Annotated in this window: 24 protein-coding genes; 17 read left to right on the forward strand and 7 right to left on the reverse strand. The window is 60.1% G+C overall.

Translation table 11 applies throughout. From position 1 onward, the window contains the following. Positions 1–123 precede the first annotated feature (123 nt). Positions 124–1416: a putative hydroxymethylpyrimidine transporter CytX gene (gene cytX / locus ACYZT9_RS03215; protein WP_462008540.1), complete on the forward strand. Its 1293-nt coding sequence runs from the start codon at positions 124–126 to the stop codon at positions 1414–1416. On the opposite strand, the gene ACYZT9_RS03220 is transcribed toward cytX, so the two are convergent. Continuing rightward, entirely contained in the window at positions 1385–2131 is a 747-nt protein-coding gene (locus ACYZT9_RS03220; RefSeq protein ID WP_462008541.1) for an RsiV family protein, read from the reverse strand. The two genes, cytX and ACYZT9_RS03220, sit on opposite strands and share 32 nt — an antisense overlap. 206 nt (positions 2132–2337) lie before the next feature. Between ACYZT9_RS03220 and ACYZT9_RS03225 the strand changes: the two genes are divergently transcribed. From ACYZT9_RS03225 to ACYZT9_RS03265, 9 genes are all read left to right on the forward strand, one after another. After that, entirely contained in the window at positions 2338–2955 is a 618-nt protein-coding gene (locus ACYZT9_RS03225; RefSeq protein WP_462008542.1) for an NUDIX domain-containing protein, read from the forward strand. Continuing rightward, a complete protein-coding gene (locus ACYZT9_RS03230) occupies positions 2946–3398 on the forward strand; it encodes a DUF1249 domain-containing protein (RefSeq protein ID WP_064675587.1) in 453 nt (150 codons plus the stop codon). The genes ACYZT9_RS03225 and ACYZT9_RS03230 overlap by 10 nt, the downstream gene beginning before the upstream one ends. Positions 3399–3506: 108 nt before the next feature. Continuing rightward, positions 3507–4322 (forward strand): 3',5'-cyclic-AMP phosphodiesterase, encoded by an 816-nt coding sequence (gene cpdA, locus ACYZT9_RS03235; protein ID WP_462008543.1) that lies wholly within the window; start codon positions 3507–3509, stop codon positions 4320–4322. A gap of 192 nt (positions 4323–4514) precedes the next feature. After that, entirely contained in the window at positions 4515–5123 is a 609-nt protein-coding gene (locus ACYZT9_RS03240) for a YqiA/YcfP family alpha/beta fold hydrolase (RefSeq protein ID WP_462008544.1), read from the forward strand. A 55-nt stretch (positions 5124–5178) separates the two neighbouring features. Then, the gene (gene parE / locus ACYZT9_RS03245; RefSeq protein ID WP_462008545.1) at positions 5179–7083 is read left to right on the forward strand and encodes a DNA topoisomerase IV subunit B; all 1905 of its coding nucleotides are present in this window, start codon (positions 5179–5181) and stop codon (positions 7081–7083) included. Continuing rightward, positions 7083–8072: an esterase-like activity of phytase family protein gene (locus ACYZT9_RS03250; protein WP_462008546.1), complete on the forward strand. Its 990-nt coding sequence runs from the start codon at positions 7083–7085 to the stop codon at positions 8070–8072. The genes parE and ACYZT9_RS03250 overlap by 1 nt, the downstream gene beginning before the upstream one ends. Continuing rightward, positions 8069–8593, forward strand: coding sequence for a retropepsin-like aspartic protease family protein (locus tag ACYZT9_RS03255; protein ID WP_462008547.1), 525 nt, complete (start codon positions 8069–8071; stop codon positions 8591–8593). Before ACYZT9_RS03250 ends, ACYZT9_RS03255 begins: the two co-directional genes overlap by 4 nt. Before the next feature lie 7 nt (positions 8594–8600). Continuing rightward, positions 8601–10868, forward strand: coding sequence for a DNA topoisomerase IV subunit A (parC, locus tag ACYZT9_RS03260; protein WP_462008548.1), 2268 nt, complete (start codon positions 8601–8603; stop codon positions 10866–10868). Positions 10869–11045: 177 nt separating this feature from the next. Continuing rightward, positions 11046–11759, forward strand: coding sequence for a PqiC family protein (locus ACYZT9_RS03265; RefSeq protein ID WP_462008549.1), 714 nt, complete (start codon positions 11046–11048; stop codon positions 11757–11759). A 250-nt stretch (positions 11760–12009) separates the two neighbouring features. Here the strand turns inward: ACYZT9_RS03265 and ACYZT9_RS03270 are convergent, their stop codons facing one another. Next, positions 12010–13536, reverse strand: coding sequence for an AhpA/YtjB family protein (locus ACYZT9_RS03270; protein WP_462008550.1), 1527 nt, complete (start codon positions 13534–13536; stop codon positions 12010–12012). A 135-nt stretch (positions 13537–13671) separates the two neighbouring features. On the opposite strand from ACYZT9_RS03270, the gene serB reads away from it, so the two are divergent. Continuing rightward, positions 13672–14886, forward strand: a complete 1215-nt coding sequence (serB, locus tag ACYZT9_RS03275) for a phosphoserine phosphatase SerB (RefSeq protein ID WP_462008551.1) — start codon at positions 13672–13674, stop codon at positions 14884–14886. Between the two features lie 118 nt (positions 14887–15004). Here the strand turns inward: serB and ACYZT9_RS03280 are convergent, their stop codons facing one another. After that, on the reverse strand, positions 15005–16792 hold the full coding sequence (locus ACYZT9_RS03280; RefSeq protein WP_462008552.1) for a molecular chaperone: 1788 nt from the start codon (positions 16790–16792) through the stop codon (positions 15005–15007). 199 nt (positions 16793–16991) lie between these two features. Between ACYZT9_RS03280 and ACYZT9_RS03285 the strand changes: the two genes are divergently transcribed. Beyond that, positions 16992–17393 carry a lectin OAA family protein gene (locus ACYZT9_RS03285; RefSeq protein WP_462008553.1) on the forward strand — a complete coding sequence of 134 codons (402 nt, stop codon included), beginning with the start codon at positions 16992–16994 and terminating at the stop codon, positions 17391–17393. Positions 17394–17450: 57 nt separating this feature from the next. Here ACYZT9_RS03285 and asd read toward each other — a convergent pair whose 3' ends face one another. The 3 genes from asd to ACYZT9_RS03300 are packed head-to-tail and all read right to left on the reverse strand — an operon-like array spanning position 17451 to position 20723. Then, the gene (gene asd, locus ACYZT9_RS03290) at positions 17451–18311 is read right to left on the reverse strand and encodes an archaetidylserine decarboxylase (protein WP_462008554.1); all 861 of its coding nucleotides are present in this window, start codon (positions 18309–18311) and stop codon (positions 17451–17453) included. A gap of 18 nt (positions 18312–18329) precedes the next feature. Next, positions 18330–19145, reverse strand: a complete 816-nt coding sequence (locus tag ACYZT9_RS03295; RefSeq protein ID WP_462008555.1) for a rhodanese-like domain-containing protein — start codon at positions 19143–19145, stop codon at positions 18330–18332. Positions 19146–19184: 39 nt separating this feature from the next. Next, positions 19185–20723, reverse strand: a complete 1539-nt coding sequence (locus tag ACYZT9_RS03300; protein WP_462008556.1) for an HDOD domain-containing protein — start codon at positions 20721–20723, stop codon at positions 19185–19187. A 166-nt stretch (positions 20724–20889) separates the two neighbouring features. Between ACYZT9_RS03300 and motA the strand changes: the two genes are divergently transcribed. The 3 genes from motA (at position 20890) to ACYZT9_RS03315 (ending at position 23286) form a co-directional block, all read left to right on the forward strand. Beyond that, positions 20890–21741, forward strand: a complete 852-nt coding sequence (motA, locus tag ACYZT9_RS03305) for a flagellar motor stator protein MotA (RefSeq protein ID WP_462008557.1) — start codon at positions 20890–20892, stop codon at positions 21739–21741. Positions 21742–21744: 3 nt separating this feature from the next. After that, a complete protein-coding gene (gene motB / locus ACYZT9_RS03310) occupies positions 21745–22764 on the forward strand; it encodes a flagellar motor protein MotB (protein WP_462008558.1) in 1020 nt (339 codons plus the stop codon). A 252-nt stretch (positions 22765–23016) separates the two neighbouring features. Beyond that, positions 23017–23286, forward strand: coding sequence for a hypothetical protein (locus ACYZT9_RS03315; protein ID WP_462008559.1), 270 nt, complete (start codon positions 23017–23019; stop codon positions 23284–23286). A 91-nt stretch (positions 23287–23377) separates the two neighbouring features. Here the strand turns inward: ACYZT9_RS03315 and rsgA are convergent, their stop codons facing one another. Further along, positions 23378–24409 (reverse strand): small ribosomal subunit biogenesis GTPase RsgA, encoded by a 1032-nt coding sequence (rsgA, locus tag ACYZT9_RS03320; protein ID WP_462008560.1) that lies wholly within the window; start codon positions 24407–24409, stop codon positions 23378–23380. Between the two features lie 107 nt (positions 24410–24516). Between rsgA and orn the strand changes: the two genes are divergently transcribed. Next, positions 24517–25059 (forward strand): oligoribonuclease, encoded by a 543-nt coding sequence (gene orn, locus ACYZT9_RS03325; RefSeq protein WP_056746367.1) that lies wholly within the window; start codon positions 24517–24519, stop codon positions 25057–25059. Positions 25060–25287: 228 nt separating this feature from the next. Beyond that, positions 25288–25899 carry a trimeric intracellular cation channel family protein gene (locus ACYZT9_RS03330; protein ID WP_462008561.1) on the forward strand — a complete coding sequence of 204 codons (612 nt, stop codon included), beginning with the start codon at positions 25288–25290 and terminating at the stop codon, positions 25897–25899. The last annotated feature ends 23 nt before the right edge of the window (positions 25900–25922 follow it).

The raw sequence follows: 25922 nt of genomic DNA on the forward strand, positions 1-25922 counted from the left end.
GGCCCCATCGCGAGCAAGCTCGCTCCCACATTTGATTTGTGTCGTATACACATCCCCTGTGGGAGCGAGCTTGCTCGCGATGACGATCATCAAAACAACAAATGTCCCTCTGAGATAACACCCTTGAGCATTCAACCCAGCACCTACTCCCCTGATATCGCGGTGCCGATCCACAAACGTGTCTTCGGCGGCCGCGATCTGTTTTCCCTGTGGTTTTCCCTCGGCATCGGCCTGATGGTGCTGCAGACCGGCGCATTGCTCGCGCCAGGTCTGGGCCTGTCCGGCTCGCTGCTGGCGATCTTTCTCGGCACGCTGGTCGGCGTTTTGCTGTTGGCCGCCGTCGGCGTGATCGGCAGCGACACCGGCCTGTCGTCGATGGCCGCGCTCAAGCTCAGCCTCGGCAAACGTGGCGCGAGCCTTCCGGCGGTGCTGAACCTGCTGCAACTCATCGGTTGGGGCTCGTTCGAAATCATCGTGATGCGTGACGCTGCCAGCCTGCTCGGTGCGCGTGCGTTCAGCGAAGGCAGTCTGTTCTCCAGTCCGCTACTCTGGACTTTATTCTTCGGTGCCTTGGCGACCTTGCTGGCCGTCAGCGGTCCGTTGACCTTCGTGCGGCAGATCCTGCGCAAGTGGGGCATCTGGTTGTTGCTGGCCGCGTGCATCTGGCTGACCTGGAACCTGTTCGCCAAAGCCGATCTGGCCGCGTTGTGGGCGCAGGCCGGTGACGGTTCGATGCCGTTCGCAGTGGGCTTCGACATTGCTATCGCAATGCCGCTGTCGTGGCTGCCGCTGATTGCCGATTACTCGCGTTTCGGCAAGCGTGCGAAAAACGTGTTCGGCGGAACGGCGATCGGCTTCTTTATCGGTAATTTCTGGCTGATGAGCCTGGGCGTGGCCTACACCCTGGCGTTTGCGCCGAGCGGTGATGTGAATGCCTTGCTGCTAGCATTGGCGGGCGCGGGGCTGGGGATTCCACTGCTGCTGATTCTGCTGGATGAGTCGGAAAACGCGTTTGCCGACATTCACTCGGCGGCCGTATCCAGCGGGATTCTGTTGCGCTTGAAAGTCGAGCACCTGGCATTGGCCATCGGCGTGGTCTGCACCCTGATCGCCTTGCTGGCGCCGTTGGCTCAGTACCAGAACTTCCTGTTGTTGATCGGTTCGGTATTTGCGCCGCTGTTCGGTGTAGTGCTGGTGGATCACTTCATCTTGCGCAGGCGCTCTGCTCAAGTGGCGTCAGCCGCATTGCGCTGGCCAGCGTTGCTCGCCTGGTTGGGCGGGGTGAGCACGTATCACTTGCTGGCCAATCTGTATCCGGACATCGGCGCAACCCTGCCGTCGTTGATTCTGGCAGGGCTGCTACAGCTTGTGCTGGGTCGGGCCTTCAGTTACGGCCGGGAAACAGCTCGGGCTTGAGAATGCCGTTAAGGCGCGGGTAAGGGATCTTCAGTTCGACGTGGCCCAGCGCATAAGGTGCGATGGTGCTCGTTTCGTACTTGAGGATCACCCCGCCGTAGGTCAGCGCCACGTTCTGGGTTTTCTGGAACGGCCAGCTCTTCACGAACTCCGGTTCCTGATCGAGTTTGGTGCTGATCAGCCAGCTGTTGTGCGCCACCTGCGCCGCTTTCCAGAATGCCTCTTCCTGCCCCGGCAGCAACATGTCGGACAGGGTCAGCACTTTATGTTGCTGGCGCGAATAGTTGATGAAGCTGCGGCCCGGCGTGCCATGGGCACTGCCGGTGTCCAGGTAGCTGGAAAATTCGATGATCACCAAGCCGTCATGCTGCTCACGTACTTTGGCTTGCAAGTAGCTGCTGTAGCGCGGGCCGGCGGTGCGCAAAAATTCATCACGATACGCCGCCAGCGTCGGTGCCGCCGGGGCGTCGGGCGAGGTACGGGTCATTTGCAGCAGGCGTTTTTCGATGATGCCGTCAAGCTGAGGCTCGGCGGGAAAGCGCAGCGTATCGATGTTCACCAACGGGCAATCGGGGGTCGTGCAGCCCGGCTTCAGCGTTTCTGCGGCATCGCGGGTGGTTTCCAGCGGCGCCCGGTAGTTGGGCTGGAACAGACTCTGGCAAGCGCCCAGGGTCAGGGCGATTGCGGCCACGGAGGCGATTTTAAAAAGCGACATGGGCGTCCTTCATAAAACAGGGAAAGGCGAAAAGTTATCCGCTTCGACTCTCAACGAAGCAGTCAGTTCGCCACTAAGCTAATTAGAGTTGGTTTAGCCCTCACCGTCTATCCCGCTGACGGGAAAGGGGCTGCATCAAACGTCACGGCCGCGTTAGGATGGCGCGAAGTCGAGGCAGGAGCCTCGGTGCAGATACGAGGATTGTCATGACTGATTTTGCCAACGCCATTCCGACCGCCGTTGATATCGTTCGGCGCGAAAAGTGCTACGAGGGCTTTTACAAGCTCGACCGTGTGCACTTGCGCCACGAGTTGTTCGCCGGTGGGATGAGCCGCGAAATCAATCGTGAAGTGTTTGTTCGCCACGATGCCGTCTGCGTACTGCCGTACGATCCGCAGCGCGACGAAGTGGTGCTGATCGAGCAGTTTCGCGTCGGTGCGATGGGCAAGACCGATAACCCGTGGCTGATCGAACTGGTCGCCGGTCTGATCGACAAGGATGAAGTGCCGGAAGATGTTGCTCACCGCGAAGCGCAGGAGGAAGCTGGGCTTGTATTCGGGGCGCTGTGGCCGATGACCAGATATTTCCCATCGCCGGGCGGCAGCAATGAATTCGTGCATTTGTACCTGGGGCGTTGCGAGACAACCGGGGTCGGCGGCCTGCATGGGCTGGAGGAAGAAGCAGAAGATATTCGCGTCACGGTGTGGGCGTTCGAAGATGCCTTGCAAGCCGTGCGCGACGGACAAATTGCCAACGCGGCCAGCATCATTGCCTTGCAATGGCTGGCATTGAACCGCGTTGAAGTGAGGGGGTTATGGTCGTAAACAAGCTGCGCGATCGCTACAGGGTCGACCTCGTCGGGCTGCAAGCCTCTTGCGAGGCCAACTACGCGCGCCTGATGCGACTGTTGCCGGACATGCGCAACGAACCGGCGGCGCGGCGCATTGCCGTGACCCACGGCGACCAGATGCTCGGCGTGCTGGCCCTCGAAGTGCTGCAGGTCTGTCCTTACACCACGACCCTGCAAGTGCGCCAGGAACACAGCCTGCCATGGCTACCGGTACCGCAACTGGAAGTCCAGGTCTATCACGACGCGTGCATGGCCGAAGTCGTCAGCGCCGAACATGCACGTCGTTTTCGCGGCATCTATCCTTACCCGAACGCCGCAATGCATCAGCCGGACGAAAAGGCCCAGTTGAATATGTTCCTGGGTGAGTGGCTGAGCCATTGCCTGGCGTGTGGGCATGAGTACGCCGTTGTGCGTTGAGCTCGCTAGATGTGAACTGCGTCAGGATCACAGGTTTCCCCTTTTGATCGTCCCCCAGCATAATTGCGGCACTCATCCAATCCCGTGATTCAGCCCTGGGAGAACGCCTTGCCGAGCGTATCCACATTGACCACCGCCGATTCGGCGCTGCTGGTGCAACTGTCCGACAGTCATCTGTTTGCCGAGGCCGACGGTACGTTGCTGGGCATGAATACGCGCGCCAGCCTGCAAAAGGTCATCGAACTGGTCAGGCGGCAACAGCCGCAGATCGATCTGATCATCGCCAGTGGCGATCTTTCCCAAGACGGGACGCTGGAGTCGTACCAGCAGTTCCGCGAACTGACCCGACAACTCGATGCGCCGGCGCGCTGGATTCCCGGTAACCATGATGAACCACAGATCATGGCCGAGGCTGCGGTGCAAAGCGCGCTGCTGGAGCCGGTGGTGGACATCGGCAACTGGCGCATTACCTTGCTCGACTCGGCTGTGCCCGGTTCGGTGCCGGGGTATTTGCAGGATGAGCAGTTGCAACTACTGGCTCGCTCGTTGAGCGAGGCGCCGGAGCGGCATCATCTGGTGTGTTTCCACCATCATCCGGTGTCGATTGGGTGTGCATGGATGGAGCCCATCGGGTTGCGCAATCCAGAGGCGTTGTTTTCCGTGCTGGATCGGTTTGCGCAAGTGCGTGCCGTGCTTTGGGGGCATGTGCATCAGGAAATCAATCAATGGCGTAACGACGTGCGCCTGATTGCATCGCCGTCGACCTGCATTCAATTCGAACCGGGTAGTGAGGATTTCAAGGTCAGTGATCAGGCGCCGGGGTATCGGTGGTTGCGGTTGCTGCCGGATGGACGGATTGAGACTGGTGTGGAGCGCGTGACCTGCTTCGACTTTCAGGTTGATTACGGTGCCGACGGCTACTGACACAACCCTTGTAGGAGCGAGCTTGCTCGCGATGGTCGTCAACGATAACGAGTGCTGTCTGAATGTACGCGTTGTCCGGACGTTTTTCGCGAGCAAGCTCGCTCCTACAGGGGATCATGCTAATTCCCGGCCCCCAATACTCCCCACACCTTGTAAACTCCGCCTTCTTTACCCGACGCACAGGGAGTTCAAATGTCCGGTTCGATCCTTTATATCCACGGTCTCAACAGCGCGCCTTCGTCGAAAAAGGCCACTCAGTTGATCCAGGTGATGGACCGTCTGGGTTTGAGCGATCACTTGCGTGTTCCGGCCTTGCATCACCACCCGCGCGAGGCCATCGGTCAGCTGGAGCAGGCGATTTCCGAGCTGGGGCGGCCACTGCTGGTCGGCAGCTCACTCGGCGGCTACTATGCGACTCACCTGGCCGAGCGCCATGGCCTCAAGGCCCTGTTGATCAACCCAGCCGTCAGTCCGCACCGGATGTTCGACGGGCACCTGGGGACGCAGAAAAACCTGTATACCGGTGAGGCCTGGGAATTGACCCACGACCACGTGACGGCCCTCGCCGAGCTGGAAGTGCCGGCGCCCCAGGATCCGCAGCGGTATCAGGTTTGGTTGCAGACCGGCGACGAAACGCTGGATTATCGCCTCGCCCAGCAGTATTACCGGGCCTGTGCCTTGCGCATCCAGGCCGGCGGCGACCATAGTTTCCAGGGTTTTGCCGGGCAATTGCCGGCAATGCTGAGTTTTGCCGGCATCGGCGCAGATTTGTATCAGGCGATTGATTTCACAGCACTGTGAGTCTTCGCCTCTATTTCACAGAACACTTTTTATAGAAGACGGACGACGAGACCCCATGGCCACTCCCAGCGCTAGCTCTTATAACGCAGACGCCATCGAAGTCCTCTCGGGCCTCGACCCGGTGCGCAAACGCCCCGGCATGTACACCGACACCAGTCGGCCGAACCACCTTGCCCAGGAAGTCATCGACAACAGTGTCGACGAAGCCTTGGCCGGGCACGCGACGTCGGTGCAGGTCATCCTGCACGCCGATCACTCCCTGGAAGTCAGCGATGACGGCCGCGGCATGCCGGTGGACATTCACCCGGAAGAAGGCGTTTCGGGCGTCGAGTTGATCCTCACCAAGCTCCACGCGGGCGGCAAGTTTTCCAACAAGAACTACCAGTTCTCCGGCGGTCTGCACGGGGTGGGTATTTCCGTGGTCAACGCCTTGTCGACCGAAGTCCGGGTGCGCGTGAAGCGCGACGGCAATGAATACCAGATGACCTTCGCCGACGGCTACAAGAAGACCGAGCTGGAAGTGGTCGGCACCGTCGGCAAGCGCAACACCGGCACCAGCGTGTTCTTCGCGCCGGACCCGAAATACTTCGATTCACCAAAATTCTCCATCAGCCGCCTCAAGCACGTGCTCAAGGCCAAGGCTGTTCTGTGCCCGGGGCTGCTGGTCAGTTTCGAAGACAAGGCCACCGGCGAGAAAGTCGAATGGCATTACGAAGATGGTCTGCGCTCCTATCTGGTCGACGCGGTCAGCGAATTCGAACGCCTGCCGGACGAGCCGTTCTGCGGCAGCCTGGCCGGTAACAAAGAAGCGGTCGACTGGGCGTTGCTGTGGTTGCCGGAAGGCGGCGACAGCGTGCAGGAAAGCTACGTCAACCTGATCCCGACGGCCCAGGGCGGTACTCACGTCAACGGCTTGCGTCAGGGCTTGCTCGATGCGATGCGCGAATTCTGTGAATTCCGCAGCCTGCTGCCGCGCGGTGTGAAGCTCGCGCCGGAAGACGTCTGGGAACGCATCGCCTTCGTCCTGTCGATGAAGATGCAGGAGCCGCAATTCTCCGGGCAGACCAAAGAACGCCTGTCGTCCCGCGAGGCTGCGGCATTTGTTTCCGGCGTGGTCAAGGACGCGTTCAGCCTGTGGCTCAATGCCCATCCGGAAACCGGCATGCTGCTGGCGGAACTGGCGATCAACAACGCCGGCCGTCGTCTGAAGGCCAGCAAAAAGGTTGAGCGCAAACGCATTACTGCCGGGCCGGCACTGCCGGGCAAACTCGCCGATTGCGCCGGGCAGGACCCGATGCGCTCCGAACTGTTCCTGGTGGAAGGTGATTCCGCCGGCGGTTCAGCCAAACAAGCGCGGGACAAAGAGTTTCAAGCGATCCTGCCGTTGCGCGGCAAGATCCTCAACACCTGGGAAGTCGACGGCAGCGAAGTGCTGGCCAGCCAGGAAGTGCACAACATTGCCGTGGCCATCGGTGTCGATCCAGGCTCGGCGGACATCGCCCAACTGCGCTACGGAAAAATCTGCATCCTCGCCGACGCCGACTCTGACGGTCTGCACATTGCCACCCTGTTGTGCGCGCTGTTCGTCCAGCATTTCCGCCCGTTGGTGGATGCCGGTCACGTCTACGTCGCCATGCCACCGCTGTACCGTATCGACCTGGGCAAAGAGATTTACTACGCCCTCGACGAAGCCGAGCGCGATGGCATCCTCGATCGTCTGGTGGCCGAGAAGAAGCGCGGCAAGCCGCAGGTCACCCGATTCAAAGGTCTGGGTGAAATGAACCCGCCGCAACTGCGCGAAACCACCATGGACCCGAACACGCGGCGTCTGGTGCAACTGACCCTGGACGATTTCGAAGCGACTTCGGAAATGATGGACATGTTGCTGGCGAAGAAACGCGCCGGCGACCGTAAATCCTGGCTCGAATCCAAAGGCAACCTGGCCGAGGTTCTTGGCTGATGCGGGTTGGCTTTGCCCTGGCGTGTGCGTTACTCCTGACTTCGGTTTCGGCATTGGCCGAACCGGCACCGGAGTTGCGCCTGTTGTCCGAGCATCCCGTCGAGGGTATGCGCGGTGGCAATCTGTCGGGGCTGGCCCAGTGTGGCAAGAATCTGTGGACCATTTCCGATCGCGACGACGATCAGATCTACCGACTCGAGACTCGCGACACGGTCTGGCAGGCTGAAGCCGTGCGCATCGGTATGCCGCCGGTGCAGGACAGCGATTTGCCCTGGGGCCTGCGTTCGCGAACCTGGGCGTCGTCGTTTGTACGTGGCGGGGACCTGGATTTCGAAGGCATCACCTGCGACAGCGCCGGTAATCGCTACATTGTCAGCGAATCCCATGCGGCGATTCTGCAAGTGCCGCCCGTTGGGCCAACGTCCTGGCTGAAAATTTCGCCAATGCTGGTTCGCGAAGCCCGGGCCAGCGGCATGTTGTTGCATTTCAATGCCTTGTTCGAAGGCCTGGCGATCAACCCTGCCGGTGATCAGTTGTGGTTGGCCGCCGAGCGTGAGCGCCGTGGTCTGCTGTTGATCAAGCGCCAGCAAACGGTCTGGGATTGTGATGGTGGTTGCGTGCTGCTCAGCGAAGCCGGGATGGAAATGCAGCCGGCGAAATTCCCGAGGGCCAGAGCGGTGTCGCGGGATTTTGCCGATCTGTCATTGTTCAACGGCAAGCTGTTTACCCTTGAGCGCAATGCATTCGAGATTTGCCGGCGTGACGCGGTGACGGCCAAGGTCGAGCGTTGCTGGTCGTATGCCGACGAGGCGTTGCAGGAGAATCGTCGTTATCCACAGGGTTATGGCCTGGCGGAAGCGCTGATCGTGGACGCCGAGGGCGCCTGGGTCGGCATCGACAACAACGACGGTGCCCGTGCTGATGGCGAATACCGCCCGATCGTCTGGCGCTTCGCCGCGCCGGAAGGTGGCTGGAGTGCCAAGCCGTGAAGCCGCAAACACCGGGAAAACGCGCCGGTCGGGTGTTTATGGTGTTGGCCTGGTGCGCGGCGCTGTTTCTGGCGACGCGGTTTTTCGGTCAATGGGAGGAGCGTCAGCAAAATCCTAATGTCGTTGTCACCTCGCAGCGGGGCGAAGGTTTTATCGAAGTGAAACTGTCCAGCAACACCCAGGGACACTTCGTCGCCAGCGGCCAGATCAACGGCCAGCCGGTGGATTTCCTGCTGGATACCGGGGCAACCGATGTGGCGATCCCGGCGGAAATGGCCAAACGGCTGAAACTTGAACAAGGCTTCGGGGTGACCCTGAGCACCGCCAACGGTCGTACCGAGGGTTATCGAACCCGCGTCGACCGCCTGCAACTGGGCGACATTGTGCTGCGTGATGTGCGCGCCATCGTCGTGCCAGGCCTGGATGGCAAGCAAGTGCTGCTCGGTATGAGCGCGCTGAACAAACTTGAATTTACCCAGCGCGGTGGCACCATGCTGCTGCGCCAGACAACGAACCGATGAGGCCCGCATGAGCGACTCCCTTGATCTCAGCCTGGACGGTGTAGAACGCCGGTCACTGGCTGACTTCACCGAAAATGCCTACCTCAACTACTCCATGTACGTGATCATGGACCGTGCCTTGCCGCATATCGGCGACGGCCTGAAACCGGTACAGCGGCGCATCATTTATGCGATGAGCGAGTTGGGGCTGGACGCCGATTCCAAGCACAAGAAATCGGCGCGTACCGTCGGTGACGTGCTCGGTAAATTCCACCCGCACGGTGATTCGGCCTGCTACGAAGCCATGGTCCTGATGGCACAGCCGTTCAGCTACCGCTACACGCTGGTCGACGGCCAGGGTAACTGGGGTGCACCGGATGATCCCAAGTCCTTCGCCGCCATGCGTTACACCGAAGCGCGGCTGTCGCGTTATTCCGAAGTGCTGCTCAGCGAGCTGGGTCAGGGCACTGCGGACTGGGGCCCGAACTTCGACGGCACCCTCGACGAACCGCTGGTATTGCCGGCGCGTTTGCCGAACATCCTGCTCAACGGCACCACCGGGATCGCCGTGGGCATGGCCACCGACGTACCGCCGCACAACCTGCGGGAAGTCGCGACCGCTTGCGTGCGTTTGCTCGATGAGCCCAAAGCCACGGTCGAACAGCTCTGCGAACACATTCAGGGCCCGGATTATCCAACCGAAGCGGAAATCATCACCCCCCGCGCCGACCTGCTGAAAATCTACGAAACCGGTCGCGGTTCGGTGCGCATGCGCGCCGTGTACCAGATCGAAGACGGCGACATCATCGTCACCGCGCTGCCGCATCAGGTGTCGGGCGCCAAGGTGCTGGAGCAGATCGCGGCCATGATGCAGGCCAAGCCATCCAAAGCCCCGCAGATCGCTGACCTGCGCGACGAATCCGACCACGAAAACCCGTGCCGGATCGTGATCATTCCGGGCGCACGGAAAAACTTTGACCACGACGCGCTGATGCAGCATTTGTTCGCCAGTACCGAGCTGGAGTCGAGCTACCGGGTCAACATCAACATCATTGGCCTGGACGGCAAGCCGCAGTTGAAAAACCTGCGGGCGCTGCTGGTCGAGTGGTTGGAGTTCCGCGTTCAAACCGTGCGACGTCGCCTGCAGTTCCGTCTCGACAAGGTCGAGCGTCGTCTGCACCTGTTGGACGGTTTGTTGATCGCTTACCTCAATCTGGATGAAGTGATTCACATCATCCGCACCGAGGAGCACCCGAAAGCCGCACTGATCGAGCGGTTTGCCCTGAGCGAAATCCAGGCCGACTACATTCTCGACACCCGATTGCGTCAGTTGGCGCGACTGGAAGAAATGAAGCTGCGTGCCGAGCAGGATGAACTGCTCAAGGAACAAGCCAAGCTGCAAGCCCTGTTGGGCAGCGAAGCCAAGTTGAAAAAACTGGTGCGCACCGAGCTGATCAAAGACGCCGAAACTTACGGCGATGACCGTCGTTCGCCCATTGTCGAGCGTGCCGAAGCCAAGGCCCTGACCGAACACGATCTGCTGCCGAACGAGAAAGTCAGCGTCGTGCTGTCGGAAAAAGGCTGGGTGCGCTCCGCCAAGGGGCATGAAATCGACGCAACCGGGCTTTCCTACAAGGCCGGGGACGGTTTCAAGGCCTTGGCCGCCGGGCGCTCCAACCAGTTTGCGGTGTTCATCGACTCCACCGGTCGCAGCTACTCGGTGGCCGCGCACACATTGCCGTCGGCTCGTGGCCAGGGCGAACCGCTGACCGGTCGTCTGACGCCGCCGCCAGGGGCGAGTTTCGAATGCGTGTTAATGCCGGAAGATGATTCGCTGTACGTGATCGCCTCCGACGCCGGTTATGGTTTCGTCGTCAAGGGCGAAGACTTCCAGGCCAAGAACAAGGCCGGTAAAGCGCTGCTGAGCCTGCCGAACAACTCGAAGGTCATTCTGCCGCGCCCGGTGGCTGATCGTGAGAACAACTGGCTGGCCTCGGTGACCACCGAAGGTCGCCTGCTGATCTTCAAAATCAGCGATCTGCCACAATTAGGTAAAGGTAAAGGTAATAAAATCATCGGGATTTCCGGCGAGCGTGTAGCCAGTCGCGAAGAATATGTCACGGACATCGCCGTTATACCGGATGGCGCCACGTTGGTGCTGCAGGCCGGAAAACGTACCTTGTCACTGAAAGCGGACGACCTTGAACACTACAAAGGTGAGCGGGGGCGTCGTGGTAACAAATTGCCACGTGGCTTTCAGAGAGTGGATGCGCTGCTCGTCGAAAACCTCAATTAAGCGTCCTAGAGCGCTCGATCTGCGATTTAACCCGTAGATCGACGCTTTGCCGCTGGAGTCGGAACGCATATTCACGGATGATATGGCCTTTCCAAGCGCCGGCGTGGCTGAGCGTTCTTCATATTTATTGAGTATTTTCACTTTGGTTAGCCTTGTGGCAACCACCTGGATGGGACGATGACTGCTCTGCGCCTTCCTTTTATTTTGATGCTCGCCGGCGTTCTTGGCCTGGCGGGTTGCAGCACTCACCAACCGGTGTCGCTGTATCAGCTGGACAGCGGGAGTCCGGCCCCGCCTGCGCAAAGCGCGGGCATGGCGGTATTGCTCGGCCCGGTAATCGTCGCCGACTACCTGCAACGTGAAACACTGCTGCAACGTCAGCCGGATGGCAGCCTGCAAGCTTCGACCGATGGTCGTTGGGCTGGAAGCCTTTCTTCCGACATTGATCAGCTGTTGCTGCGTCAGGTTGCGGGTCGTCTGGACAGTCAGCGCGTGGTGCTGGCACCGGCCACAACCGGCTTCACGCCGGATGTTCAGGTGCTATTGACCATTACGCGTCTGGACTCGGGTGAGTCGCAACCGGCGATCCTTGATGCGCAATGGCGTTTGATCGACCGTCGCGGTCAGGTTCGCGATAACCGCATCATTCATCTGCAAGAACAACACGCCGGCGGCACTGCCGCGCAGGTTCAGGCTCAGGGTGTGTTGTTGCAGAAACTCGCCGAACAGCTGTCGACCGCGCTCAAGCCTCTGGCCAACCAGCCACCGATTGCAGAAGCGCCAAAAAAACCGGCTGCCAAGCCTGCGGCACCTGCGGCCGAACAGGAAAAACAGCCGAAGATCCCGATGGCTTCGCCGATCCGCACCGATATGGAAGTGTTCAGGTTCTAAGCCTGGATTGATTTGAAACAGAGCCCGCATTGATGCGGGCTTTGTTGTTTCAGCAGGTTGGAATCTACATCGCCTGTTCCGGCCTCTTCGCGGGCAAGCCCGCTCCCACAGTGATCTCAGTAAACACAAAACTCATGTACGACTGAACTCCCTGTGGGAGCGGGCTTGCCCGCGAAGGGGCCGGTACAGGCAACAAAAAAGCCCGCAGACAATCACTTGTCTGCGGGCTTCGTCATATCAGCGCTAAAGCTTACGCCCGACGCTCATGCATCCGCGCCAATTGCCGCTCCAGCATCGATGGATAAGGCTCCATCAACCGCTCCACGCAGCACGCGCCTTCAGGGCTGGCAATCGGGCGGATCCGCGCGCGCTGGCGAATCAACGCGTCGTCGCTGATCTTGCGCTCCACCAGCAGCAGGTTGCGGCTGTGTTGCGACAGGGCCAGGGCGTCCAGTGCGGTTTCGGTCAGCAGCAGGTCGATCTGGCTCAGCCCGAACAACTCACCGCCAAGCGTGAGACCCAGCTGCAATTGCAGGGTGATACCGCTGTCCGCGACTTCGATCTGCAACTGATGGCCCAGCGCGCGCAACAACTCGCCGCAGCAAATGGCGTTGGTCAGGTAGTCGTCGCCGCTGTCCTCGGTGTGAAACACCATCAGCGTGCTGCCATCGTTCAGGCTATGCAGTTCGCCCTGATAGAGCGACGCAGCCTGGTCTAGGCAGCCGCGATAGCGTTTGAGCAATTCTTCCAGACGCGCACGTGGCAGGCGACGTAGCTGATCCTGGGCGCCCAGTTGCACGGCCAGTACCGCGCTGTGTTGAGGCACGTTCGATACCGGCGGTTTTACCAGCGGTTTCGTTGCGCTTGCCGCCGATTCGTCACGCAAATCGGCAAACGCATCATCGTCATCATCATCTTCTACGGTGCTGACGATGTGCCGTGGCGCAGGCTTGAGGCCAGCGACAGGCCTGGTTTCATCGAAGCTCGGGTCCCGCAGATTGCGCACTTCGAAGGACGGCTCGTCGGCGTCTTCGTATTCGCTATCGTCGTATTCGGGTTCCGGCGCAGGCTCAGGCTCGGCGGGTTCCGGCGCGAAGTTGGCGTGCAGCTGGCGAGCCAGGTCGCCAATCTCATCCTGACGATCGGTCGCCGGGGTGTATTCGTCGATATTGCGCAGCCACACACGCAATTGCAGCAGCGGCGTGGAGATGTGTCGACCCAGGCGCAGGCTCAAGGCCAGTGACAGGGCCAGCAGAATCGCGCTCAAAATGCCCATGCTTTGCAGGCTGATGGTCATCGGCTGCTGGAATTGATCCATGTCCAGGCTGATGCGCAGTTGCCCGGCGGTCACGTCCTGGAAGGTGATCTTGCTCTGGTACATGCCCTCGGCTTCGCCCAGCAGGCTGTGTTTTGGGCGCTGACCGGCTTCGGCGAGGATGCGGTTATCCACGCTATAGATAGCGGCGTGAGCCACCAGCTTGTTTTTGGTCAGGTTGTTGAGTAGGACGTTGAGGCTGAGGATGTCGTTGGACACCAGCAGCTCCGTGGCGGACGTGGCGGTCTGCGTGGTCAGGCTTTCGCCCAGGGCATCCGCCTGTTCGTGCATGGCCTGCTTGAACTGCAAACCCATCACGCAGGCGTAGATCACCAAGGCCAGAGCGACAAGGATCACGTTATGGCTGGCGATGCGCAATGCAATCGGTACACGGCGGTGGCGCAGTGCCCGGAAGATCAGCAGAAAGAAGTTATCGGTTTTTACTGGCGTGGGCCGGTTCACTTGAGCTCGGCTCTTTAGTCCGTGAAGTTGACGCGCAGTATAGCGACAGGCCCCGGACCGTCAAAGCGCTCGCGGTGCCCGATGGTCACTGAAAATAGGTAGAATGCGGTTTTTTTCCACCTGCGGGGGTGCGCCTTGCGCGAAATCGTCCTGATAAACATCACGGGAGTCGACCGTCCGGGTCTGACTGCGGCCATTACCGGCGTTCTGGCCCAGGGTGGTGTGAACATTCTCGACATTGGTCAGGCGGTGATCCACGACACCCTGTCGTTTGGCATCCTGGTTGAAATTCCTGACACCGGGCAAGGCAAGTCGGTACTCAAGGACATACTGTTCAAGGGCTATGAACTCGACCAACAGGTGCGTTTCACGCCGGTATCCGAAGAGGATTACCAGCAGTGGGTGGGCAATCAGGGTAAAAAACGCCACATCGTGACGCTATTGACCCGCAAAGTGACGGCCGGGCAATTGCAGGCCGTGAGCTCTATCACGGCCAAATATGGCCTGAACATCGATCACATCGATCGTCTGTCCGGGCGTATGCCTCTGGACACGCCGGCTGACAAGGGCAAAGGCTGCATCGAGTTTTCGGTGCGCGGCGAAGCGGCTGATCCGCAAGCACTGCGGGCTGAGTTCCTCAGCGTTGCCCAGGAATTGAACGTCGACATCGCCTTTCAGGAAGATTCGCTGTTCCGCCGTAACCGGCGCTTGGCAGTTTTCGACATGGACTCGACACTGATCGAAGCCGAAGTCATCGACGAATTGGCCAAGGCCGCCGGTGTGGGTGACAAAGTTTCGGAAATTACCGAGCGGGCGATGGCCGGCGAACTCGACTTCCGCGCCAGCTTCAAAGAGCGTCTTGCCTTGCTCAAAGGTCTGGACGTCAGCGTGCTGGATTCGATCGGTGCGTCCTTGCGTCTGACCGAAGGTGCCGAAACCCTTTTCGCCGAACTCAAGCGTCTGGGCTACAAGACCGCGATTTTGTCGGGTGGTTTTACTTACTTCGCCAAGCAATTGCAGGCCAGGCTGGGCATTGACTACGTGTTCGCCAACGAGCTGGAAGTGGTCGACGGCAAAGTGACCGGCGTGGCGGTCGAGCCGATTGTCGATGCTCAGCGCAAAGCGGATCTGCTGAAAGAGCTGGCGCATAAGGAAGGTTTGCGTCTGGAGCAGACCATTGCGGTCGGCGACGGCGCCAACGACTTGCCGATGCTGGCGATTGCCGGGCTGGGTGTGGCGTTCCGCGCCAAACCGCTGGTCAAGCAGTCGGCGAAACAGGCGATTTCCACGTTGGGGCTGGACGGGGTGTTGTATCTGTTGGGCTTTCGGGATCGTGACGGGCAGCTCTGAAATCTCGGTCGCCTGATCAGGCCCCTTCGCGAGCAAGCCCGCTCCCACATTAAGTGTGCGTTCTCCTGTGGGGGCGGGCTTGCTCGCGAAGGGCGCGCCGCGTTCTTACCAATTCACCTCAAAGCGTCTTCCACAACGAATCAAATTCTTCCTCTGAACTGACCATGCCGCTCCCCGCGGCGTTGTCGTTTCTGGCCGTCTCTAAAGAACGATAGGCAAACTGATTGAAGCTGTTGGTGCTTGCCAACTGCCGATCCAGTCCGGCCCGGCGTTCCTCGCCGTTGGTGTTGATCAGCACCTTGTTGCCTTCCTGAAAGGGCAATCGCGGGGCGAGCAATGTGGCCGGCAGGTCTATCGCGCTGATGGCTGGCAATAGCAGGCCGCGCAAGTATTGGCTGTGGTCGTCATGGGTGCGCACCAGTTGCAGGCCGCAAGGCTCGGCGTAGGGGGCGACTTGCTCGATACCCATTTGCGTACCGCCCCCGCGAACCTGGCGGATCCAGCGCACCACCGCGATGCTCCAGCCCTGGCCTGCCGTATCCCCAATGCCGACCATCTCGCCAGCCTGTAACTCGGCCGGCACTGCGCCGGGCCAGGCCAGGCAATAACCCCCCGGGCTGTGATTGACCACCGGCAGGGTGTACGTCGGAAAGTCGCGGTTGCGGTCGGAAGCTACGTGACTGTCATCGTTCTGAAGTTGCGGGTATTCGATTTCTTCGTAAGGCAGCAGCGAGTCGGCGGTGCCTTGCGGCGCCGCGTCGAAGGCGTGATGCCATTGGTCTTTATCCCGGGCGGCGGGCGAGGTTGCCGTGAACTGCGCGCGGCCGGCGCCGGGATTTTTCAGGATCTCATTGAAGGGGCGTTGCCCGCCCAGATAGAAGTGCAGTGCGCTCATTCCCACGCACAAGGTCAAGGTGCCTTGACTGGGCGTGCGCTGGAAACTGCGCTCGACCGCCTGGCCCCAGGCGGCATTCAGGTGTAATAGCGTATCCAGGCTCAGTCCGGCCGGTACGGGGAGTGGCGATGAGCTGTCTTTTTTTTGCAAATGGGCTTCGATGGCCGCGACCAGCGGCTGCGGATCGAGCCCCAGCAAACTCTCCTGTTGCTCGGGCCGAAACTTCGACCGGTAACGCGGCCCGATGTCGAGCTCCGGCGCGACGCCAAACAGCCCGTCAGCCGGCGTTTCCGGTTGCAGCTTGATCAATTTGCTCCACGGCTCCAGCACTTCGGCAAGCCGCGCGATCTGATTCTGGCGCAGTTGATTGCAACGTGCGGCACCCAGCAGCAGTGCGACCACGTAAGTCTGTTCGACGCTCAGGGTTTGCGTCTGGCTGGCCAACTCATCGCGCAGACTCAGGTGCTGCAGCCGATGGGAACAGGCGATCCGATACAGCTGATGCAGTTCCTGCCACACACCTTCCGGCACCGGGCAATAGAGCTGGGTGGCACGGATCAGTGGCCCGTTGAGGCAATGGATCGCCCGTTGCAACGCCTGAGCCAGTAGCGGCGCACGGTCCTTGCTGAAGCGCGGCAGGATGCGCACGATGATTTGTTTATAGCCAATCGCCAAATGACTTTGCAGCGCCTGGCAAAGGTTGGCGATCTTGCGCGAGCGCTCGTCGAGGACAATCGACTGGTGCAGGAAATGCCGCTCCAGGTGCTTGCAGACGTAATACACCTCGGGCCGCAGTAACTCGAGTAGCTGAAGACGATTGTCGCTGGGCGTCAGTAATTGGTTCAGTTCGCTCAAGCCCTGATAGAGCTGACGCGCGGTTTCGCCGATGTTTGCTTTGGGCAGGTTGGCGATCCATCGCTTGAGGTCGCGCGGGGTGGCCTCGCAGAACGACAGGCGCAACTGTGCAGGGATCGGGGCACGCAGCAGCAGGTGGGGGCTGGTCTCATTCATGCCGTGAACAAACTCCTGCCAGAAAAATGGGCAGTGAATGAACTGACTGTAGCAGTTCTGCTCGGCGACCGTTTGTCTGTCAGCCGAATGAGGTTCGGGCGTGCAACTAATCTGACAGACGTGCGACTGGAAACGCACGGTCGTACGGCCTGCTGCCTACGCAGGGCAGGTTTCTCGCAACTTCAAGGAGATGAAGTTTATGTCTAGATACGTAGTGGCAAATCAATGGGGCGGTAGTTCGGCACCCTGGCATCCGGGCGGAGACTGGGTGTTAGGCGGGCGGGACAACCAGAAGGTTGTCGCAATCGAGATCAAGTCGAGCGATGGCGGCAAGAGCTTCACCGGCACCATGACGTACTCGGGTGAAGGTCCCATTGGCTTCAAGGCTCAACGCACGGGCCAGAACCAGTACAACGTTGAAAATCAGTGGGGCGGCAACGATGCTCCATGGCATCCGGGTGGCAAATGGGTCATCGGAGGTCGGGATAATCAGAACGTTGTCGCGTTGAGCGTGACCTCTAATGACGCAGGCAAAAACCTCAGTGGCACCAATACCTACGCCAACGAAGGCCCCATCGGCTTTCGCGGGCAGATAGAGTAACGGCACCACCGAAATGTCCGACCTCACGAAGACGTTCGTGGGGTTCGGATCAGGGGATCAGGCCTTTGGCAAACCGATGCCCTGGCCCATTTGCACTGGCGAACCCGCCGCCAGTTCTTCAGTCCACTGGACTTGATCAGGGCCGAACAATACGACCGCCGTCGAACCCAGTTTGAAACGACCCAGTTCCGCGCCTTTTTCCAGATGGATCGGCGCGCGGGCAGCTTCGTCGTAACGGAAGGTTTTCAGTTCGCGCTTCGGGGGAGTTACCAGCCCCGCCCACACGGTTTCGATCGATGCCACGATCATCGCGCCCACCAGCACCACGGCCATTGGCCCGCGCTCGGTGTCGAAAATGCACGCCACACGCTCGTTGCGGGCAAACAGTTCCGGAACGTTTTCAGCGGTGGTTTGGTTGACCGAGAAAATTCGGCCCGGAATGTAGACCATCTCGCGCAAGGTGCCGGCCAGCGGCATGTGCACGCGGTGGTAGTCCTTGGGCGACAGGTAAATGGTCGCGAAATCACCGCCCATGAACGGCGCTGCGTTGGCGGCGTCACCGCCGAGCAATTCCAGCACGCTGAAACTGTGGCCCTTGGCCTGGAATACACGGCCGTGCTCGATTGGGCCGAGCTGGCTGACGGCGCCGTCGGCCGGGCTGAGGATCGCGCCCGGGGTTTCGTCCAGCGGACGGGCGCCGTCTTTCAATGCGCGGGTGAAGAACGCGTTGAAATGCTCGTAAGCCGTCAGGTCTTCGACCAGAGCCTGAGACATGTCCACCTGATAACGCTTGGCGAACCACGCAGTGAACGCATTCTTGAACCAGCGCACACGGCATTCGGCGATGCAGCCGGCCAGTCGCGAGAGCAAGTGGTGAGGCAGCAGGTATTGGCTGAGGATAAACAAACGCTTATTCATTAACTGTCCTTAAAAACCTTAAATCTCTACGGGCGTATCGGGATGGTTGCCCCATTCGCCCCAGGAGCCGGCGTAGCCTTTGACCCGCGGATAACCGAGGGACTTGGCCACCAGATAGGTGAAGCCAGAACGGTGGTGGGTCTGGCAGTGGGTAATCACTTCTTTGTCTTTGCTGATCCCGAGTCGTTCGAGGATCTGCGGCATGTCCTTGCGGATTCGCAGGTTGCGCGCCTGATCCATGCCCGCGGTCCATTCGAAATTGACCGCACCAGGAATGTGTCCGGCCTTGGCCGCCAGGACTTTTTCGCCGGAGTACTCCAGTGGTCCACGCGCGTCCCAGATGGCCAGGTCCGACGCGCCAAGACGGCTTTGCAGGTATTCGCGGGTAGCGGTGGGTTCGTCGTGCAGGGTCAACGCAACCGGGCCGCCGACCGCGGGCGGAATCTGGATCGACATGGGCATGCCTTCCGCCAGCCAGGCCGTCAGACCGCCGTCGACATAGTGATATTTGCTGTGGCCGATGACATCCAGCAGCCAGATAAAACGCCCGGCCCAACCGCCGCCTTCGTCGTCATACACGACGTAGACCGCATCGGGATTGTGGCCCAGTTCACCGAACAACGCTTCGAGTGCGTTTTGCGGCGGCATCAGGCCTGGCGCAGGCGGTTGGCCAAGTTGCGTACGTTTCGGATCGACAAAGCGCGCACCGGGAACATGCCCTTCGGTATAGCGGGCGCTGCTGGTCAGGTCCACCAGAATCAGATCGCGGGCATCGAGGCGAGGGAGCAAGTCGCTCGGTTCGATCACCAGCGGCAAGCCAGAGAAGTCAGACATGTGAGGTCTCCAGAGCACAAAGGGGTGGATTGTAGCGGGTCATTGGCCGCGATGGCTAAAGCTGTGCAGGGCTTTCTCGATGCACTGCGCGGTTTTGCCAAAGGCCTGCACGGTGATTTCAGAAAATGGTCCGCCGCCTTGATCTGCCGCCACGATCATGATCACGCGGTCGTTGTTGACCAGCGAGCGTAACAACAGGTGTTCGCCACCGAACTGCGACCGCAGGCTGGCCGGTAGCAGCGCCGAAAATTGTGCGTTGTTGGCCGGTGTCAGGCGCACTTGGGCTTGCTGCGAGAGCAGGCGTTGCAGCACGGTGCTTTGGCTGACCACGAAATTCAGACCCGCCGCTTCTTTCGGCAACCCGGCAATCTGGTGCACCCGCAGATTGGCGTGCGCGCGGTCGGCCATCAGGATCATCACCCGACGCATGCCGCACGCGACCAGCGCGTCACGGGCCGAGTTGGTCAAGTGCATGGCATTGGTGAAACGGCTCGGCTCCACCAGCAGCTCGGCGCATTGTGCGCGCCACTTCGCCAGGTCTTCGGCGGTCGGCGCCGGGGCCGGCAGCAGGCCTGCGTGAACGCGGTGCATGCCCCACGGCCAGAGCAGCGAAACGGCTGGGTGCCAGAGGTCTGGCATGGCGTGTTGGCGCGCACTGTTGGCGGCCTGCTGGTGCAATTGTTGTTGCACCTCGTCCATCGGCATTTGCAGGTAAAGGCTGGTCAGGTATTGCCAGCGTTCGCTGTGCGGACTGTCCCAGGCCTGTTGCGCCGACAGCGCCAGTCCGTTTGCCAGCAGCACCGTGTTGGCCGGTTGATTGAGCCAGCGGCGTAGCGTCGGATCGTCATCGAGACGGTTCTGTTGGCGCAATGGATGATCGTTGTCGCGCGCAATGCGCAGGACTTTCACCAGTTCCCGCTGTTCGTTGAGCAACGCTTTGTAACCCTGTTGCACCCAGATCGGAAGGTGCCAGATCTCTACCAGCGCCTGAGCGATTTCCAGCAGGCGGACGCCGAACAGTTGTTGCTCGACCTTGCGCGCCGACTCGCCTTTATGGATGACCCGCAACTCCCATTCTTCGAGCAGTTGCGGATGGGTCAGCGCCAGGGGCCACAGCGGCGAAAGAAACAGCAGGCTGCCCCAGTGGATGTCCTGCCACAGACGCGCCAGGCGAGCGGCGAAAAAACCGTTGGCCTGTTGCGTCGCGTGCTGGCTGATCATCTGCAACTGGCGCAGGGCCACGGGAATGTCCGATTCCGGTTCCGCGGGCAGCCGCGCAAGCAACTCTTCGGTGCGCTTCAAACCGAGGCGATTGATCGCCACCTCAAGGTTTTCCGCAGGCTCGGTCATGCTGCCGTGGGTGTGCCGGTTGGCTTCGCGGATCACGCTCAAGGCCAGGGCGGGGCTGTCTTGCATCAGCTCGGCGATGTCGCGCAGCGAGCTGCGGTCGTTGCGAATGGCCTTGCAGACCCGATCATGACTGGCCTGCGGAACCGGCAGGCGCACGCCATCGAGAAGCTTTACCCAGCCTTGGAGTGTGGTCGGTTTTGGAGTTGGAACGTTCGTTTCGTTAGCCATGGTTGGACGCGATCACCGTCTGCATTACCTATGCCCGGAGCGGGCCAAATTGGCTTTTCGCCTGAACTGCCTATAGTCTGGCGCAGTTTTGCCGATAAGTAGAAGAAGAGATTTTTTAACTTCCGAATATGACCTTGAACCCGACTCAGTAAGTGCTCTCCTACCTATGGCTAAAATAATCGGCATCATCGTCGTATTCGCGAGCGTGCTCGGCGGATACGTGCTCTCCCACGGCAAGATTGCCGCCCTGATCCAGCCTTTCGAGGTGATGATCATCGGTGGTGCTGCCCTTGGCGCCTTCTTGCAGGCCAACCCCGGCTACATGACGATGCACGTACTCAAGAAGTCCTTGAGCATGTTCGGTTCGCGCTTCACTCACACCTTCTATCTTGAAGTGTTGGGATTGATCTACGAGATCCTCAACAAGAGCCGCCGCGAAGGAATGATGGCCATCGAAGGCGACATCGAAGATGCCGCCGCGAGCCCCATCTTCGCCAAGTACCCGACAGTCCTCAAAGACGAACGCATGACCGCGTTCGTCTGTGATTACCTGCGCATCATGTCCTCTGGCAACATGGCTCCCCACGAGCTGGAGGGACTGTTCGACATGGAGCTGTACAGCCTCAAGGAAGACCTTGAGCATCCGTCACACGCCGTCAACGGCATCGCCGACGGCATGCCCGGTTTCGGTATTGTCGCTGCCGTTCTGGGTATCGTGGTGACCATGGCCTCCCTGGGCGAAGGCGACCAGGCCTCCATCGGTCTGCACGTGGGCGCGGCTCTGGTCGGTACCTTCTTCGGTATTCTCGCGGCGTACGGTTTCTTCGGTCCGCTGGCTCACTCCCTGGCTCACGATGCCAAGGAAGAACTGAACGTCTACGAAGCCATCAAGGCCTCGCTGGTGGCTTCGGCGTCCGGTATGCCGCCATCGCTCGCGGTGGAGTTCGGTCGCAAGGTTCTGTACCCGGCGCACCGTCCCAGCTTCGCTGAGCTGGAACAAGCGGTTCGTGGTCGCTAAGCAATGGAAAATAACCAGCCAATAATCATCAAGCGCGTCAAGCGCATCGCCGCCGGGCATCACGGGGGCGCCTGGAAAATCGCCTTCGCCGACTTCGCGACGGCGATGATGGCGTTCTTCCTGGTGTTGTGGCTGCTGTCCACCGCAACACCGGAACAGAAGATCGCCATCGCCGGTTACTTCAAGGACCCGGTCGGCTTTTCCGAAAGCGGCACGCCTTACATCATTGACTTGGGTGGCTCGCCGACCCTGGCGCCTGAAAACACCCTCAACCCCGAGGTGAAATCCCAGCCGCAGCCGGACAAGGTGACCGTCGACGCCGAACAGGTCGAAGGCATGGCCGAGATGGTAGAGAAGGAGCGCCTCGAACTGTTACTGCAAGAACTGCAGAACAAGGTCGAAGAGAACCCGCAGCTGAAGAAATTCAAGGACCAGATTCTGTTCGAGATCACGCCGGACGGTTTGCGCATCCAGATCGTGGACGCCGAAAACCGCCCGATGTTCGACTCCGGCAGTGCCCGTCTGAAACCGTATTTCGAAGACATCCTGCTGGCCATGGCCGACACCATCAAAGCGGTGCCGAACAAGATCAGCATCAGCGGTCATACCGACGCCAAGCCATACTCGGGCACCGGCGACTTCGGTAACTGGGAGCTTTCAGCCAACCGGGCCAACGCTGCACGTCGGGCGTTGGTGGCGGGCAGTTATCCGGAGAAGCAAGTGGCGCGCGTCGTCGGTTATGCCTCGTCAGCCTTGTTCGATCGCGAGAAACCGCTCAACCCGGTCAACCGCCGTATCGACATTATCGTGCTGACCAAGAAAGCCCAGCGTGCCATCGAAGGTTCGCAAGGCGCGGAGCCGGCTACAGAGCCGACGCAAGGGCAGGGCGGCCCGGGTGAAGTGCCTGCCGACCCGAACGCGTTGCCGGCGGATAAAGAACCATTGCCGGCCCATGAGCTTCGTGAGCGATTGAATCTGTTTGATGACCCGGCGCCGAAACCGGGTGAACCGCCGAAGCAGTGACCACAATAAAGCCGACAGCGATGTCGGCTTTTTTTTGTCTGTCGTTTGTGAGGTGGGAGATTGCGTCTTCATCCCGTGCCGATGCTTCCGAGGGCATTATTGATAGCTGTAGGAACGATCTGAAATTTCGTGCCGGGGTTCTCAGTCGTGCAAGCATCTGCCTATAGTTCCGCCGTTGCTGCCAATGTGGTGACCGATCTTAGCCGGTCGAATAAAGATGAAACCTCTTAAACGTATCTGGAGTTTTTGACCATGGCTAAGTACCACCCGCTCCAAGGCAACTTCAGCGTCGGCCCCACCCTGTACATCGACACCGAAGCCCGCGCTGCCGACCTCCTCGAAACCGCCGTCCACCGACTCAAAGCCGCGCGTAATCTGCTCAACAGCGTCACTTGCCTGTGCGTCAAAGAAGCCGAAGGTCACGACCTGGAGCATTTCGCCAATGCTGCACACATGTTAATTCAAGACGGCTGTGATGCCTTGGATGTGCTGGGCTGGACGCTGGAAAAAGCCGCACGCTGAAAACGAGAAAGCCGCGATATTCGCGGCTTTTTCGTTTCGAATTGAAGGTTGCTGATCATTTTCGCGGCGTCACGAAAATGATCAGGGCTGCTTAATAGCTGCTCTCCGGCAAACTCGCAATAATCGAGCGATAGCTGTTCATCCGTTGCTGCTGCACGCGGCCTTCTTCCAGGGCGATGAGCAATGCACAACCCGGTTCGCGGTCGTGCTTGCAATCGCGGAAGCGGCAAGTGCCGATCAAATCGTTGAACTCGATGAAACCGGCTTCGACGTCGGCGCGGCTGACGTGGCCCAGGCCGAATTCGCGGATGCCCGGGGAGTCGATCAACTCACCGCCACCGGGGAAGTGGAACAACCGCGCGGTGGTGGTGGTGTGAGTGCCCTGGCCGGACAGCTCGGACAGCGGGCCGACGCGGGTTTCGACTTCCGGCAGCAGACTGTTGACCAGCGATGACTTGCCGACACCGGACTGGCCGACGAACACGCTGATGCGCCCGTCCAGTTGTTCCTGAAGTTGCTCCATGCCGTTGCCGTGGTGCGCCGACACTTCCAGCACCGGATAACCCAGCGTGCGATAAACCGCGAGCAAGGCGTTCAGCGCCGGCGCGTTCTGCTCGTCGATCAGGTCGAATTTGTTCAACAGCAGCAGCGGCCGAATGCCGGCGTGCTCTGCAGCGACCAGATAGCGGTCGATCAGGTTGGCGTGAGGCTCGGGCAACGGCGCGAAGACAATGACGATCATATCGACGTTGGCCGCCACCGGCTTGAGCTGGCCACGGCTGTCCGGACGGCAGAGTTCGGTTTTACGCGGCAGTTGCGCCACGATCACCCCGATGCCCTGGTTGCCGGCACGCCAGACCACCTGATCGCCGGTCACCAGCGCCGGCAGGTTGGCGCGCAAGTGGCAGCGGAACACCTGGCCGGCCAGTTCACCTTCAAGGGCTTCGACTTCGACTTGAACGCCAAAGTGCGCAATCACCAGGCCCGTCTGTTCCGGGCCCAGGTCGCCACCTTCAAGTGCCTCGACAGCGGAGGACTCGCGTTTGGCGGCGCGGGCAGCGCGTTCGCCCTGAATTTTTTCGATGCGCCAGTTTTGACGACGATTGAGTTGGCGTTTGGCCATGGGTGTTCCGTATGAAGAATGCAGCGATTAGGTAAAACGGCCGCGAGTTTAGCACGCCCGGCCATCTGCCTAGGCTAAACTGCGCAGCATTGCCTAGGAGCCGACACATGCAAAACCCGCAGAATCTGATCTGGATCGACCTGGAAATGACCGGTCTGAACCCTGATACCGACGTCATCATCGAGATGGCCACCATCGTCACCGACAGTGATTTGAACACCTTGGCCGAAGGGCCGGTGATCGCCATCCACCACAGCGATGAAATCCTCGCTGGCATGGATGAGTGGAACACCCGTCAACACGGCGGTTCGGGCCTGACCCAGCGAGTTCGCGACAGCCGCATCAGCATGGCCGAAGCGGAAGCCGAGACCATTGCCTTCCTGGAGCAGTGGGTGCCGAAAGGCAAGTCGCCGATCTGTGGCAACAGCATCTGCCAGGACCGTCGCTTCCTTTATACGCACATGAAATCCCTGGAAAGCTTCTTCCACTACCGCAACCTCGACGTCTCGACCCTGAAAGAACTGGCAGCGCGCTGGGCACCGGACGTGCGCGACAGTTTCAAAAAGGGCAGCACCCACCTGGCGCTGGACGACATCCGCGAATCGATCGCCGAGCTGCAGCATTACCGCAAGCATTTCATCAAGTTCTGATGCTGCGAGGCTTTTGTGGCGAGGGAGCTCGCTCCCGCTCGGCTGCGAAGCAGTCGTAAATCGGCTGGCGCGGTCTATCTGAAGGTATGCGTTGTCAGGAAATGAGGCTGCTGCGCAGCCCAGCGGGAGCAAGCTCCCTCGCCACAGGTACTCAGAGTCTGTTCTTGCCCTCTTTTGGTGCTGCACCGAAATGGCTAGACTGCGCGCCTTCCTGCAAGGACCGCCACCATGTTGCTGATGCTGTACCTGATCGCCATTACCGCCGAAGCCATGACCGGCGCCCTGTCCGCCGGCCGTCGTGGCATGGACTGGTTTGGTGTGGTGTTGATCGCCTGCATCACGGCGTTGGGCGGCGGTTCGGTGCGCGACGTGTTGCTCGGCCATTACCCGCTGACTTGGGTGAAACACCCGGAATATCTGGTACTGACATCGATTGCGGCCATGTTCACGATCTTCGCTGCGCGCTGGATGCGTCACTTGCGCTCGCTGTTTCTGGTGCTCGACGCCGTAGGGCTGGTGGCATTCACCCTGATCGGTTGCATGACCGCTTTGGAAATGGGTCACGGCATGCTGGTGGCTTCGGTCAGTGGCGTGATCACCGGGGTATTCGGCGGCATCCTGCGCGACATCTTCTGCAACGACATCCCGCTGATCTTCCGCCGCGAACTCTACGCCAGCGTGTCCTTCGCCGCGGCGTGGTGCTACATGCTGTGCCTTTATCTGAATGTACCGGGAGAACAGGCAATTCTGATCACGCTGTTTGGAGGCTTTTTGCTGCGGCTGCTGGCGATCCGTTTCCACTGGGAAATGCCGAAATTTGTCTACAACGACGAAGCTTGACGCGGCACTTGTAGGAGCGAGCT

Source organism: Pseudomonas sp. ZT5P21 (assembly GCF_054897785.1).

Excerpts from the sequence above, each read along its gene's own strand:
- ACYZT9_RS03220 (WP_462008541.1), bottom strand. The coding sequence starts at position 2,131 with ATGTCGCTTTTTAAAATCGCCTCCGTGGCCGCAATCGCCCTGACCCTG.
- ACYZT9_RS03225 (WP_462008542.1), top strand. The coding sequence starts at position 2,338 with ATGACTGATTTTGCCAACGCCATTCCGACCGCCGTTGATATCGTTCGG.
- ACYZT9_RS03230 (WP_064675587.1), top strand. The coding sequence starts at position 2,946 with ATGGTCGTAAACAAGCTGCGCGATCGCTACAGGGTCGACCTCGTCGGG.
- ACYZT9_RS03240 (WP_462008544.1), top strand. The coding sequence starts at position 4,515 with ATGTCCGGTTCGATCCTTTATATCCACGGTCTCAACAGCGCGCCTTCG.
- parE (WP_462008545.1), top strand. The coding sequence starts at position 5,179 with ATGGCCACTCCCAGCGCTAGCTCTTATAACGCAGACGCCATCGAAGTC.
- ACYZT9_RS03250 (WP_462008546.1), top strand. The coding sequence starts at position 7,083 with ATGCGGGTTGGCTTTGCCCTGGCGTGTGCGTTACTCCTGACTTCGGTT.
- parC (WP_462008548.1), top strand. The coding sequence starts at position 8,601 with ATGAGCGACTCCCTTGATCTCAGCCTGGACGGTGTAGAACGCCGGTCA.
- ACYZT9_RS03265 (WP_462008549.1), top strand. The coding sequence starts at position 11,046 with ATGACTGCTCTGCGCCTTCCTTTTATTTTGATGCTCGCCGGCGTTCTT.
- ACYZT9_RS03280 (WP_462008552.1), bottom strand. The coding sequence starts at position 16,792 with ATGAATGAGACCAGCCCCCACCTGCTGCTGCGTGCCCCGATCCCTGCA.
- ACYZT9_RS03285 (WP_462008553.1), top strand. The coding sequence starts at position 16,992 with ATGTCTAGATACGTAGTGGCAAATCAATGGGGCGGTAGTTCGGCACCC.
- asd (WP_462008554.1), bottom strand. The coding sequence starts at position 18,311 with ATGAATAAGCGTTTGTTTATCCTCAGCCAATACCTGCTGCCTCACCAC.
- ACYZT9_RS03295 (WP_462008555.1), bottom strand. The coding sequence starts at position 19,145 with ATGTCTGACTTCTCTGGCTTGCCGCTGGTGATCGAACCGAGCGACTTG.
- ACYZT9_RS03300 (WP_462008556.1), bottom strand. The coding sequence starts at position 20,723 with ATGGCTAACGAAACGAACGTTCCAACTCCAAAACCGACCACACTCCAA.
- motA (WP_462008557.1), top strand. The coding sequence starts at position 20,890 with ATGGCTAAAATAATCGGCATCATCGTCGTATTCGCGAGCGTGCTCGGC.
- motB (WP_462008558.1), top strand. The coding sequence starts at position 21,745 with ATGGAAAATAACCAGCCAATAATCATCAAGCGCGTCAAGCGCATCGCC.
- ACYZT9_RS03315 (WP_462008559.1), top strand. The coding sequence starts at position 23,017 with ATGGCTAAGTACCACCCGCTCCAAGGCAACTTCAGCGTCGGCCCCACC.
- rsgA (WP_462008560.1), bottom strand. The coding sequence starts at position 24,409 with ATGGCCAAACGCCAACTCAATCGTCGTCAAAACTGGCGCATCGAAAAA.
- orn (WP_056746367.1), top strand. The coding sequence starts at position 24,517 with ATGCAAAACCCGCAGAATCTGATCTGGATCGACCTGGAAATGACCGGT.
- ACYZT9_RS03330 (WP_462008561.1), top strand. The coding sequence starts at position 25,288 with ATGTTGCTGATGCTGTACCTGATCGCCATTACCGCCGAAGCCATGACC.